A 13,323-nucleotide genomic window follows, 5' to 3' on the forward strand; every position below is an offset into this window, starting at 1 on the left:
GTCCTTCCGGAGGGTCGTTCAGGCCGCGTCGGCGGGCTGGGCGTCGAGGAGCGCGCGCCGTGCGGCGCGGCGCTCCTTCTGCTCGTCGGGGTTCGGCACGGGGGCGGCGAGGAACAGACGCTGGGTATAGGGATGCTGCGGACGCGCGGTCACCTGGTCGCCGTCGCCGCTCTCGACGATCTCGCCGTGATACATGACCGCCACACGGTGACTGACATGGCGCACGACCGCGAGGTCGTGCGTGATGAACAGATAGGCCACGCCGGTGCGCTCCTGGATGTCGATGAAGAGGTCCAGCACGCGGGCCTGCGTCGACAGGTCGAGAGCCGAAACCGGTTCGTCGCACACGATGAGCTTCGGCTCGAGGGCGAGCGCACGCGCGATGGCGACACGCTGCCGCTGACCACCCGAGAACTCGCGAGGGAGCCGACTGCGCGCATCGCCGGGAAGTCCGACCTGCTCGAGCAGGTCGCGCACACGCGACTTCGCCTCTTTGGAGGGCGTGCCCCCCGCCGTGAGCGGCTCGGTGAGGATCTGCTCGATCGTGAGGTTCGGGTTGAGTGAGGAGTAAGGGTCCTGGAAGACGACCTGGATCTCGTCTGCGAGCGCGCGGCGCTGCTGTCGCTTCAGGTGCGAGATGTCGCGCCCGTCGTAGGTGATTCTGCCCTCTGTGACCGGCGCCAGACCGAGCAGCGCCCGCCCCAGCGTCGTCTTGCCGGAACCCGACTCGCCCACGAGCCCGACGGTCTCGCCGCGGCGGATGTCGAGTGACACGCCCTTGAGTGCGCGGAACGGCTGGGAGCGGAATCCCTTGCCCGGGTACTCGACGACGAGGTCGTCGATCGTCAGCAGCGAATCGGTCATCGCACTGCCCCTTCGGTGTAGGCCGGTCGCGCGGGACCCTCGTCGAGGATCGCGTCGAGAAGCGACTTCGTGTACGGATGCGACGGATCGCCGAGGATCGTGCGCACGGGCCCCTGCTCGACGAAGCGGCCCTGCTGCATCACCGTGACGCGATCGCAGAGGTCGGCGACCACGCCGAAGTTGTGCGTCACGAGCAGCATGGCCATGTGCCGCTCCCGCTGCAGGTCGCGGAGCAGATCGAGCACCTCGGCCTGCACCGTCACGTCCAGCGCCGTGGTCGGCTCGTCCGCGATGATGAGGTCGGGGTCGGTCGACACCGCTCCCGCGATCAGGACCCGCTGCGCCATGCCGCCCGACAACTCGAACGGGTAGGCCGCCAGCGTGCGCGCCGGGTTGGGGATGCCGACGCGATCGAGGAGTGCGAGGGCGCGCTCGCGTGCCTCCTTCTTCGAGATGCCGAGGTGCTTGCGCATCGGCTCGATCAGCTGGTACCCGACGGTGAACGAGGGATCGAGGTTCGACATCGGCTCCTGTGGGATGTATCCGATGCGTGCACCGCGGATCCCCGCGTAGACCCGGTCGGATCCGTCGGCGAGCTCGATGCCCTCGTAGTCGATGGATCCGGCTGAGACGCGGCCGCCGCGGGGGAGGAGGCCGAGGATCGAGAACGCCGTCTGCGTCTTGCCCGAACCGGATTCACCGATCAGCCCGTGGACCTCGCCCTTGCGGATGTCCAGGGAGACCCCCCGTACCACCTCGATGTCGCTGCGGTCAGCCTGCTCGTAGGCGACTCGGAGGTCCTTCACCGACAGCGCGACCTCGCGCTGCGCGTCGGTCGAGTTATCCTCGTGCACGATCGTGCGGCCCTCGATGAGCGGGAACTCCGCGGCATCCTCCACTCCGTCGCCGCCACCGGCGGAGACCGTCGTCGTCACGGCGGCGATCGACCCGGTGAGAGTCGTGACAGCACGCCGCCGCCGACGACGAACGACGACCGTGCGCTCCAGGACGTCGCGCATCGAGTTCGCAAGGAGTGTGAGAGCGATGCTCGTAAGCGCGATCGCAAGCGACGGCCAGAGCATCAGCAGGGGTTGGCGATAGATGTTGGCGAACCCGTCGCTCAGCATCTGGCCCCACGTCGGGACGTTCGGGTCGCCGACGCCGAGGAACTCGAGACCCGACTGGATCGCGATCGCGATGCCGCCGATGATGGCGGTCTGTACGATGATCGGCGCGCGCACGACCGACAGGATGTGGCGACCGATGATGCGCCCGTCCCCGAGCCCCGAGACGCGGGCTGCGTCGACGTACAGCTCATTGCGCACGCCGCTGACCGCAGCGTAGACCAGCCGGTAGTACGCGGGGGCGATGAGCAGGCCGAAGATGAACATCGCCCACCAGACCGACGGACCGAGCACGGCACGAGCGGCCAGCAGGACGACCATGCCCGGCAGAGCCATCATGAGCGAGGTCACCCATGAAGCGGTGGCGTCGAACCATCCGCGGTAGTAGCCGGCGATGAGGCCGCTCGCGACGCCGATCACGAGCGAGGTGACGACGGCGACGAGGGCGGCGGCGATCGTCATCTGGGTGGCGACGAGCAGACGGGACAGGACGTCGCGACCGGCGCCGTCGGCTCCGAGCAGGTGCTCAGGACTCGGCGGCGCGAGGATGAGCTGCAGCGACGGGGGATTGGGATTGTACGGCGCGATGAGCGGGCCGATGATGGCGATCAGGATCACCAGCCCGAGGAACACGAGCGATCCGAGCGCGATCGGCTGCCGGAGGAGCTGTCGCAGGATGTGCGGGTTGGACTTCGGCGTGGGGACGTCGTTGGGGACTTCGATGGCGGTCATGACAGTCGCACCTTCGGGTTGAGAGCAGCCTGGGCGAGGTCGATCAGCAGGTTGACGATGATGACGATGATGGCGAACGCCATCACCAGGCCCATGACGACCGGGATATCGCCCTGAGCGGTCGAGGCGACCGTGAGCTGGCCCATGCCGGGGAGCGCGAAGACCTGCTCGACGACGACCGCGCCGCCCATGAGGCCGACGAATTGGAGCGCCAGGATGGCCAGCGCCGGTCCGCCCGCGTTGCGCAGCACGTGCTTGTAGACGACACTCGACGTCGACAGCCCGCGTGCCCGGAGAGTGCGGACGTAGTCGCGCGACATCGCGTCGAGCACCGAACCGCGGATCTGCTGGGTGACGGCTGCGATCGCGCCGAGCGACAGCGCGGCGATCGGCAGCGTGACCGAGGAGAGCCAGCCGGTGAAGGACTCGGTGATCGGTATGTAGCCGGTCGCTTTGAACCAGCCGAGGTTGATCGCGAAGATGAGAACGAGGTAGAGCGCGATGAGGAACCCGGGAATCGCGAAGCCGATCATCGAGACGACTTGGATCGTCGTGTCGACTGCTCCGCCGCGTCGCGCGGCGAGGACGCCGAGCACGACGGCCAGGATGGCGCTGATGATCGTCGTGCCGATGACGAGGGAGAGCGTGACGGCGAGGCGTCCGGAGAGACTCGTGGCGACGAGCTGACCGTTGAACCACGACCGACCGAGGTCGCCCGTCAGCGCGGACGTGAGCCAGTCGAGGTACTGCGCGTACAGCGGCCGGTTGAGTCCGAGCTCTTCCGTCTTCTGCGCGACGATCTCGGGTGTCGCGTTCTGACCGAGGATGCGCCGGGCGATGTTGTCGCTGTTGAGGTAGAGCAGACCGAAGGTCAGGATCGAGATCGCGACGACGAGGATCGCGCCGGCGACGAGGCGCCTGATGATGAATGCGAGCATGTGCGGCTCCGTTCAGCCGAAGGGTGGGGCGTAGGACCGTCCGAGGGGACCTGGATCGGGATGCCGAGACAGGTCCCCTCGGCGGTCACGACATCACTCGGTCGGGAAGATGTCGTAGATGTTCGGCACCGAGTTGGTGGGCACGAGTTCTGCGGTCGTGGCCGGGTCGGTGACATAGCTGAGCTGAACGCGGTAGAACGGGGCGAACCACGCCTGCTCGACCAGGTACGTGTTGAGCTCCGCGACGCTCTCATCGCGCGTCGCCTCGTCGCCGAACTGGTACGTCGTGAGCAGTTCGTCGATGACCGGGTCCTGCGAGCGGAACGGGTTGAACAGCGCGGTCGGCGAGATCATGAACTGAATGAGCTGCCAGTCTGTGTTCTGCTCCAGCTGCATCCACGACGCGGGGAACTTCGGCGCGAGCAGGTCGGAGATGAAGTTCGTCGGCTCGGTGTCGACGTACTCGACGGTGATGCCCACCTCTGCGAGCTGCTGCTCGATGATGGTGAACGTCGTCTGGTACGCGCCCGTCACGCGGGGCATCGAGATCGAGAAGCCGTCTTCGAGGCCCGCCTCGGCGAGGAGTTCACGCGCCTTGTCGGGGTCGTACGTGTAGTACTCGTCGAGCGCGTCGTCGTACGCGGCAGAGCGCGTGGGGAAGACCTGGGTGGTAGCGGTGCCGTAGCCGAGCTGGAGGCTCTCGAGCATCGCATCGCGGTCGAAGGCGAAGTTGATCGCCTGACGAACGAGCGGGTCGGCGAGCTCGGGCGCCATCGTTCCGGCGCGGTCGAGGAGCAGCAGGCCCTGGAACTCCTGCTCGCTGGCGTTGACCGTCCAGCCGCTCGCCTCGACTTCGCCGAGCACGTCGTTGCTCGCCAGGCGGATCGCGTCGATCTCGCCGGCCTTGATCGCGTTGAGCGCGGCCGTCGGATCGGAGAGCACGGTGACGATGATCTCGTCGTAGTGCTGGAGCTCCGGGTTCCAGTAGTCCTCGTTCTTCGTGTACACGTATGTGCTGCCGGCGACGGTCGCCGATGCGTCGTAGATGTACGGGCCGGAACCCGCCGACTCGTCCTCGAGCGTCCCGGCGTCGATCGCCTCGGCGCTCGCGACGAGACCCGCCGTGCGCGTCAGGTAGGCGAGGAATGCGGGGTCGGGCGCCGAAAGCGTGATCTCGACGGTCTGCTCGTCGACCGCGGTCGCCGTCTCCATGCTCGTGAGGTAGGTTGCGTCGGGCGAGGTGCCCGTCTTGAAGCGCTCGAGGTTCTGCACGACGACGTCGGCCGTGAGGTCTGTCCCGTCGGTGAACGTGACGTCGTCGCGGAGCGTGAGCGTGAGGACGGTCTGGTCCTCGTTGTACTCCCACGCAGTCGCGAGGAACGGCTTGATCTCACCGTCGGTGTCGGCGAGCAGCAGCGTGTCGTACGCCGCCTGGTAGAAGTACGTGCGGTTGCCCCATTCGGCCAGGCCCGGGTCCATCGAGACCGGCGCGAGCAGTGCGCCGACTGTCAGGGTCCCCCCTTCGCCTGAAGTGTCCGTCCCTGCGTCGCCGCCGCCGGCACAGCCGGTGAGTGCGAGGGCGCCGATCGCGAGGGCGGCTGCTGCGGCCTTCCAGCGGATCATCCTGGTCTCCTTTGTCCGGGTGAAACCACGTCGGTTCACCTCTGCCGCGAGAACTTAGCACGAATTCCGAGTGACCACTAGGGATTCGCGAGAAGTTTTTATCGGGGGTCAAGAACACTGCATGCAGGACCGCCCGTAAAACCTAGCGATTACTCGCTTTTCGGTGTAGAACTGTCGAGAGACACCGCCCCGCGAAGACGCGCGTTGCGGTCTGAGAGGGTACGTACATGGTCGAGGCGGACATCAGCACGAAGTCGAGCACGGTGCGCACGCGCAAACCCCGAGGCGAGTACGCCAAGAGCGCGGCGACGCGCAACGCGATCCTGGACGCGGCACTCGAGGTGTTCGCGCAGTCGGGATTCCGCGCCGGATCCCTGAGGGATGTCGCAGCGCGGGTCGGAATGAGCGAGGCGGGCCTGCTGCACCATTTCAAGAACAAGAGCGCACTCCTGCAGGCGGTGCTCGACCATCGCGACGACCACGCGCGCGAGCTCGTCGACTTCGACCTGCTCGACGGCGTGGAGTCCCTGCGCGGCCTCGTGCGCCTCGCTCGGTACAACCAGTCGATCCCTGGGGTCGTCGAGTTGTTCTGCGTCCTGTCGGCCGAGGCCACCTCGCCTGACCACCCGGCGCACGAGTACTTCGTCGCACGGTACGCGTCGGTCCGAGAGTCGATCACCGCCGCGTTCGGTCGTATCGCGGACTCCGGTCGCCTGCTGCCCGGAGCGGATCCCGCCCGCGCGGCCGTCGCGACGATCGCGATGATGGACGGCCTCCAGGTGCAGTGGCTGCTGAACTCGGAAGCAGTCGACATGGCGGACGCGCTCCAGGAGTTCGTCGGCGCTCTCGTCCTCGACTTCGACGCGGTCGCGGCGACCGAGGGGAGCCGCGCGTGATCCGCGAGCCCTTCGCCGACGGCTGGACGGTCGGCCCGAAGCTCGGTGCCTTCGAATCGCCCACGGAGCTCACGGCGCCGCATCCCGTGCACCTGCCGCACGACGCGCTGCGCGACCTCCCGCGCTCCGCCGACTCGGATCAGGGCGTCCACACGGGTTACACGCCCGGCGGCGTCTTCGAGTACGCGCGCGATATCGACGTCCCCGAGGAATGGCGCGACAGAACGGTGCTCGTCGAGTTCGAGGGCGTGTACCGGGATGCCGCGGTGTTCCTGAACGGCGACTTCGTCGTCCATGAGCCGAACGGATACAACGCCTTCACAGCCCGGCTGGATCCCTACCTGCGCTTCGGCGAGGTGAATCGGCTGACGGTCGAGGCCCGTGCGCACAAGGACAGCCGGTGGTATTCCGGGGCCGGCATCTACCGGCCGGTGCACCTCGTCATCGCGGACCCCGTCCACATCGCCCTCGGAGGTCTGCGCGTCACGACCCCCGACATCGACGCCGATCGTGCGATCGTCGAGGTATCGGCCGTCGTCGAGAACGAGACGCGGCACACGGCGAGGACGCGCATCACGGTCGTGCTGACGGGTCCTGACGGCGACGAGGTCGCGCGAGGCACGTCGCCCGTCTCGGTGCTCCCGGGCGAGCCCGCGACCGCGCGCCTTCGCCTCGTCGTTCCTCGTCCCGCGGTGTGGGGGCCCGATGCTCCTCACCTGTACCGTTTCGAGGCCCTGCTGGAGCGTGACGGCGAGATCATCGACGAGGATGCGACGACCTTCGGCATCCGTCGCCTGCAACTCGATCCGCAGCACGGCCTGCGCATCAATGGCGAGACGGTGAAGCTGCGCGGGGCGTGCGTGCACCACGACAACGGCCCCCTGGGTGCGGCGGCCTTCGACGGCGCGGAAGACCGCCGCATCCGTCTGCTGAAGACCGCGGGATTCAATGCGATCCGCAGCTCCCACAACCCCGCCAGTCGCGCGATGCTCGACGCATGCGATCGCCACGGCATCATCGTCATGGACGAGCTCGCCGACACCTGGACCCGCGCCAAGACGGCCTTCGACGGATCGGTCACCTTCGCGGATCGGTGGCGGGACGACGTCGCGGCGCTCGTCGCGAAGGACGTCAATCACCCGAGCGTCGTCATGTACTCGATCGGCAACGAGATCCTCGAGCTCGCAACACCCGTCGGCTCGGCGTGGAGCAGGCGGCTGGCCGAGGGCATCCGCTCGCTCGATGACACGCGGTTCGTGACGAACGGCATCAACGGCATCATCGCGAACCTGCCCCGGATCGCCGAGGCGATGGCCGAGCTCGAAGCGGCGGACCCGAACACGATGATGGCCAACATGGGCGAGCAGATGGCGCTCATGAACGCGTCGGAGTTCGTGAGCGCCTCGATCGAGGAGTCCGCGGCCGTGCTCGACATCGCGGGGTTCAACTACGCCGATTCGCGGTATCGCGGCGATGGCGTCGACCACCCGCACCGGGTCGTCGTGGGCTCGGAGACCTTCCCCGAGCGGATCGATGTCATGTGGAGCCTCGTGACGGAGCTGCCGCACGTCATCGGCGACTTCACCTGGACGGGTTGGGACTACCTCGGCGAGGCGGGGATCGGGCGCGTCGACTACACGGATGCCGAGGACTATGTCGCGACGGGCACGGTCGGGCCGTACCCGTATCGCCTCGCGGAGTCCGGCGACCTCGACATCACGGGGTTCCGGCGCACCGTCTCGTACTACCGCGAGATCGTGTTCGGACTTCGGCGCGACCCGTACATCGCGGTGCACCGTCCGCAGCACCACGGTCGCCCGACGGCGCGCACACCCTGGTCGTGGGATGACTCCGTCGCGTCCTGGAGCTTCGCGATCGAACCAGGGTCACCGGTAACGGTCGACGTCTACGCGGATGCGGACGACGTGGAACTTCTTCTCGACGGACGATCGCTGGGCGTGCAGCCGGTCGGCGCAGCTAAGGCGTTCCTCGCGCGCTTCGAGACGGAGTACCGTCCGGGCGAACTCGTCGCGGTCGCCCGCCGCGGCGGTGCCGAGGTCGGGCGTCACGCTCTGCGCACTGCAGGGGAGACCGGGCTGGTCGCGCGGGCCGAGGCATCCGGCGATCTCATCTTCGTGCCGATCACGCTGGAGGACGCCGAGGGGATCGTGCCGAGCGACCGTGATCTGACGGTGACGGTGAGCGTCGACGGACCGGGCGTGCTCGCGGGGATCGGCTCGGGCCGCGCACGCACGGAGGAGTCGTTCGCCGGCCCCTCGTACACGACCTACGACGGCAGGGTCCTCGCGATCGCCCGCCGCACCGGTCCCGGCGCGCTGACCGTCACGGCATCGGCGGCGGGCTTCGCCGACGCATCCATCCTGATCTGACGCCCCGCCCGTCGCTCGAACCCACACGATCGGGTCGAACCCACGCGATCCATGCGGCCGAATCGCGTGGGTTCGGCGAAATGATGTGGGTTCGGCGAGCAGGCGGCCGAGTCAGGTCGCGGGGCGCGGCGCGGGGCCGCGCTCGTCGCGAGGCAGCGGCACCGGGGTGGTGGCGGCCACCTCGTCGCTGAAGTCCGCCGGCACCGGCACGACGGTGAGCGGGCGGGTCTCGTCGATCGTCAGGCGGAAACGCGTCGCCTCGCGACGGTGCAGTCGCCCGGAGGCGATGAGCCACGTCGCCCCGATCGCGAACGCGACGAGCGCCGCGCCCGCACCCAGCAGGATCGCCATGCGCGGGCCGAACTCGGCGGCGACCCAGCCGACGATCGGGGCGCCGATCGGCGTGCCGCCCATCAGGATCGCCATGTAGAGCGCGAGCACGCGGCCGCGCAGCGCGGGATCGGTCGTCGTCTGAACGTAGCCGTTGGCCGTCGTCAGCATCGTCACGACCGCGAAGCCCGTGAACATGAGCGTCGCGGCATATGTCCAGTACGAGGGCATGACGGCCGAGATGCCGGCGGCCGCCGCGAACAGGAGCGTGCCCCCGATGACGACGCGGATGCGTGCGCGATCGCGGCGTGCCGCGAGGAGCGCCCCTGCGAGCGAGCCGACCGCGAGGATCGAGCTGAGCAGGCCGTAGCCGTCGGCTTCCTGTCCGAACTCGAGCGCCATGGTCGAGGCGAAGATCGGGAAGTTCATGCCGAATGCGCCCACGAGGAACACCATCGCGAACGTGACCATGAGGTCGGGCCGACGGCCGACGTAGCGGAACCCGTCGGCGAGCCGTGCGGCGCCCTGATGCTTGGGTCGCGGCACCAGCTCGTCGGTGCGGATCAGGACGAGTGCGGCGATCATCGCGAGGAACGTCACGGCGTTGATGAAGAACACCCAGCCCGTGCCGACGGCGACGATCACGACACCCGCGACGGCGGGGCCGATCATGCGCGCGCCGTTGAACGACGCGGCGTTGAGCGCGACGGCGTTGGAGGCGTTCTCGCGTGCGACCAGGTCGGAGACGAACGCCTGACGGGCGGGATTGTCGAAGGCCGCGACGACACCGAGCGCGAGCGCGAAGGAGTACATGATCCACAGGGTCATGACGCCGGTCAGGATCAGCACGCCGATCGCGAGACCGAGCAGCAACAGGAGGCCCTGCGTCACCATGAGCAGCCTGCGTCGCTCGAAGCGGTCGGCGACCCACCCGGTCACGCTGACGAGGAGGAGCGGTGGTGCGAACTGCAGCGCCATCGTGATGCCCATCGCCGCGGCGTCGTTGTTCGTGAGCTCGGTGAGCACGACCCAGCTGAGGGCGGTCGCCTGCATCCATGCCCCGACGTTCGACACGAGTGCGCCGATGAACCAGACGCGGTAGTTGAAGACAGAGAAGCTGCGGAACATCGCGCTCATCGGGCCACCATCCGCTGCATGATCTCGGCCGCCTGCGCGAGTGTCGTGCGTTCGGCGGCCGAAAGGTCGGCGAGCGCCTCTTCGACCCAGGCGTCGCGGCGGCGCGCGGTCTCGTCGACGACGGCACGACCCTCGTCGGTCAGCGCGATGACCACCTTGCGGCCGTCGTTCTCGTCGGCGCTGCGGGTGAGGTAGCCCGAATCCTGCAGGCAGTTCACGGTGCGGTTCATGGCGGGAGCCGAGACCCGCTCGCGATCCGCGAGCTCGCCGAGCGTGTGCGGCCCGTGCACGAAGAGGGCGGCGAGGACGGCGAACTGGCCGTCGCTCATCGAGTCCACGGCACGCTGGGTGCGCATGCGGCGCGCGAGACGGAATGTCGCGATCCGCAGATCCGAGGCCTCGCGCGAAAGGTCGATGGTCGAGGCAGCCGGTTCACGCATAGATCTTTAGCATAGTCAATTATCCATGTTAAGTAAATCCGGATGCCGGGTGCCCGCCCTATGATCGACCCCATGCCCGAATACACCGACGCATACGGCATCGACATCGTCTACGACGTGCATCCGGCGGCGGGCACCCCCCGTGCCGTCGTGCAGCTGCTCCACGGAGTCGGTGAGCACGCTGCGCGGTACGCCACGACGATCGCCGCCCTGACGGCGGCGGGCTACACCGTCTACGCCGACGATCACCGCGGGCACGGCCGCTCGGGTATGCGCCATCACAAGGAGGACGCGTCGAAGCTCGGCACCCTCGGCCCCGGCGGGCTCCGCGCCGCGGTCGCGGCGGTGTGGCAGCTGACGGGCATCATCCGCGACGAGAACCCCGACCTGCCGCTCGTCGTGCTCGGTCACTCGTGGGGCTCGTTCCTCGCGCAGATCCTCGTCAACGATCACCCCGACGGATACGACGCCGTGGTGCTGTCCGGTTCGGCGCTGCGCTGGCCGGGGTCGCTGAACTCCGGCGACTTGAACAAGCCCTGGAACAAGCCGGGTGCGATGGGCACCGAATGGCTGTCGTCCGACCTCTCCGTCGGCAAGGCCTTCCTCGACGACCCGCTCACGACCGTCACGCCGCTGCCGAAGCTCTTCGGCCCGATCGACTCGCTCCGCCTCATGGGCAAGCCGCGCAAGGGCCTCGGCGTCGACCTCCCCACTCTTCTCATGGTGGGTCGCGACGACACGGTGGGCGGGCCGCGCAGCGTCCACAAGCTGGCCGACGCGTACCGCACGCGCTCGGGATTCACCGACGTCACGACGCTCGTCTACCCCGGCATCCGGCACGAGATCTTCAACGACGTCTCGCAGGACGAGGTCCGCGCCGACCTCCTCGCCTGGCTCGACGCACACTTCCCCGCGCGGGACTGAGCCCGATCGGGGGCGCAGTCCTGCTGTGCGGCGAGGGGCGGTGTCCGCAGCACCCGCCCCCCGCCGCGTGTCAACCCTACGCGGGGGTCTCGCTGATCGGGCCGCTGGGGCGCAGGCCCCGCTGACGCACGACGAAAGGGCGGCATCCGATGAATGGATGCCGCCCCCTTCGCGTGTGCGGCGGGCGGCCAGCACCCCGTCGATCGATCCGTCGCGTGTGGCCGCTTCGTGCGAGGCGATGCGGCCGATCGAGACGGATCGCGACCAGGTGCGCGCCGCTCAGATCAGCCGCGCGACGCCCGGCGGCCCTGCTGACGCGAACCGCGCTGGATGTCGCCGACCGTGCTGCCGGTCGTGAAACGCTGCGTCGCCGAGCGCTGGCTCGGCTGACCCGAGCCGCTGCGACCCGAGCCGGCCTGGCCCGAACGGCTCTGGCCGGAGCGCCCCTGGCCCGCCGCGCCGGAGCGCTGCTGACCGGCGCCGGAGCGCTGCTGGGCGCCGCGACCCTGGCCGCGCTCGCCGCTCTGTCCGCGCTCGCCGCCGCCGTTCTGGCTCGCGCGTGCCTGACCGGACCCGGCCTGGCCCTGTCCGCCGCGGCCCTGGCCCGAACGTCCACCGCGGCCGCCGCCCTGACCGCCGCCGGCCGGCTTGCGCGCGGAGCGCTGCTGCTGCTGCGGCTGCACGGGCGCGGGGGTCACGTGCGGCGCGCGCTCGCCGACGAGCTCCGACACCGCTGCGTGCGACGCCGTCACGGGCTCGAGCGGAGCCGTGACCTGCGCCTTGCGGAGGAGGTCCTTGACCTCGCCGCGCTGCGACTCGGTCGCGACGGTGACGACGACACCCTCGGCGCCGGCGCGGGCCGTGCGGCCCGAGCGGTGCAGATACGCCTTGTGCTCGACGGGCGGGTCGACGTGGACGACGAGTTCGACCTCGTCGACGTGGACGCCGCGGGCGGCGACGTCCGTCGCCACGAGAACGCGCACGCCGCCCTTCTCGACGGGGGCGCCGAAGGCGGCGAGATTGCGCTCGCGCGCGTTCTGGCCGAGGTTGCCATGCAGGTCGACCGACGGGATGCCCGCCGCCGTGAGCTGCTTCGCGAGCTTCTTGGCCTGGTGCTTCGTCCGGGTGAACAGGATCCGGCGGCCGTGGCCCGACGCGAGGTGCTGTACGAGCGCGGGCTTCTCGTCGGCGGACGTGAGGAAGACACGGTGCGTCATGACGCCCTGCGGCACGCTCGCCTCGTCGACCTCGTGGAGGACCTCGTTCTGCAGGAAGCGGCGCACGAGCGTGTCGACGCCGCGGTCGAGCGTCGCGCTGAAGAGCATGCGCTGGCCGCCCTGCGGGGTGGCCGAGAGGATGCGCGTGACACCCGGGAGGAAGCCGAGGTCGGCCATGTGGTCGGCCTCATCGAGCACCGTGATCTCGACCGAGCCGAGGTTCGCGAAGCCCTGCTTCATGAGATCTTCGAGGCGGCCGGGGCACGCCACCACGATGTCGACGCCCGCACGGAGCGCCTGCTCCTGCGGGCGCTGGCCGACGCCGCCGAAGATCGTCGTGACCGTGAGGCCCGAGGCATCCGCCAGTGGACGGATGGTCGCCGCGATCTGCGTCGCGAGCTCGCGGGTGGGCGCCAGCACGAGGCCACGAGGGCGGTTCGGAGTGCGCTTCGCGGCGTACGCGCCCGAAAGACGCGCGACGAGCGGCAGCGCGAACGCGATGGTCTTGCCGCTGCCGGTGCGGCCACGGCCGAGGACGTCACGGCCGGCGAGGGAATCGGGAAGCGTGTCGCGCTGGATGGCGAACGCTTCGGTCTTGCCTTCTGCGGCAAGGACGGAAACGAGGTTCTCGGGCACGCCGAGAGAAGCGAAAGTAGACATGGGTGCTTTCAGTGATCGCACGCGCGCAGACCCTTCGACAGGCTCAGG

Annotated in this window: 10 protein-coding genes; 3 read left to right on the forward strand and 7 right to left on the reverse strand. The window is 69.0% G+C overall.

Going from position 1 to position 13,323, the window contains the following annotated elements:
* Positions 1 to 18 precede the first annotated feature (18 nt).
* The 4 genes from MA876_RS06405 to MA876_RS06420 form a co-directional block, all read right to left on the reverse strand.
* Positions 19 to 864, reverse strand: a complete 846-nt coding sequence (locus tag MA876_RS06405) for an ATP-binding cassette domain-containing protein (protein ID WP_248147034.1) — start codon at positions 862 to 864, stop codon at positions 19 to 21.
* Entirely contained in the window at positions 861 to 2,720 is a 1,860-nt protein-coding gene (locus tag MA876_RS06410; RefSeq protein WP_248147036.1) for a dipeptide/oligopeptide/nickel ABC transporter permease/ATP-binding protein, read from the reverse strand. The genes MA876_RS06405 and MA876_RS06410 overlap by 4 nt, the downstream gene beginning before the upstream one ends.
* Positions 2,717 to 3,658: an ABC transporter permease gene (locus MA876_RS06415; RefSeq protein ID WP_248147038.1), complete on the reverse strand. Its 942-nt coding sequence runs from the start codon at positions 3,656 to 3,658 to the stop codon at positions 2,717 to 2,719. Before MA876_RS06415 ends, MA876_RS06410 begins: the two co-directional genes overlap by 4 nt.
* 93 nt (positions 3,659 to 3,751) lie before the next feature.
* Entirely contained in the window at positions 3,752 to 5,281 is a 1,530-nt protein-coding gene (locus MA876_RS06420; protein ID WP_248147040.1) for an ABC transporter substrate-binding protein, read from the reverse strand.
* Positions 5,282 to 5,508: 227 nt separating this feature from the next.
* On the opposite strand from MA876_RS06420, the gene MA876_RS06425 reads away from it, so the two are divergent.
* Positions 5,509 to 6,177, forward strand: a complete 669-nt coding sequence (locus tag MA876_RS06425; RefSeq protein ID WP_248147042.1) for a TetR/AcrR family transcriptional regulator — start codon at positions 5,509 to 5,511, stop codon at positions 6,175 to 6,177.
* Complete coding sequence (locus tag MA876_RS06430; protein WP_248147044.1) at positions 6,174 to 8,567, forward strand: glycoside hydrolase family 2 TIM barrel-domain containing protein; 2,394 nt, start codon at positions 6,174 to 6,176, stop codon at positions 8,565 to 8,567. Before MA876_RS06425 ends, MA876_RS06430 begins: the two co-directional genes overlap by 4 nt.
* A 111-nt stretch (positions 8,568 to 8,678) precedes the next feature.
* Here MA876_RS06430 and MA876_RS06435 read toward each other — a convergent pair whose 3' ends face one another.
* Both MA876_RS06435 and MA876_RS06440 read right to left on the reverse strand, forming a co-directional pair.
* Positions 8,679 to 10,034: an MFS transporter gene (locus MA876_RS06435; protein WP_248147046.1), complete on the reverse strand. Its 1,356-nt coding sequence runs from the start codon at positions 10,032 to 10,034 to the stop codon at positions 8,679 to 8,681.
* Entirely contained in the window at positions 10,031 to 10,474 is a 444-nt protein-coding gene (locus tag MA876_RS06440) for a MarR family winged helix-turn-helix transcriptional regulator (RefSeq protein WP_248147048.1), read from the reverse strand. Before MA876_RS06440 ends, MA876_RS06435 begins: the two co-directional genes overlap by 4 nt.
* Before the next feature lie 72 nt (positions 10,475 to 10,546).
* Here MA876_RS06440 and MA876_RS06445 point away from each other — a divergent pair, with 72 nt between their 5' ends.
* Positions 10,547 to 11,398: an alpha/beta hydrolase gene (locus MA876_RS06445; protein ID WP_248147050.1), complete on the forward strand. Its 852-nt coding sequence runs from the start codon at positions 10,547 to 10,549 to the stop codon at positions 11,396 to 11,398.
* 284 nt (positions 11,399 to 11,682) lie between these two features.
* Here MA876_RS06445 and MA876_RS06450 read toward each other — a convergent pair whose 3' ends face one another.
* Positions 11,683 to 13,275: a DEAD/DEAH box helicase gene (locus MA876_RS06450; protein WP_248147051.1), complete on the reverse strand. Its 1,593-nt coding sequence runs from the start codon at positions 13,273 to 13,275 to the stop codon at positions 11,683 to 11,685.
* Positions 13,276 to 13,323: the final 48 nt, after the last annotated feature.

This window comes from Microbacterium aoyamense (genome assembly GCF_023155855.1).
GTDB classification, from domain to species: Bacteria; Actinomycetota; Actinomycetes; order Actinomycetales; family Microbacteriaceae; genus Microbacterium; species Microbacterium aoyamense.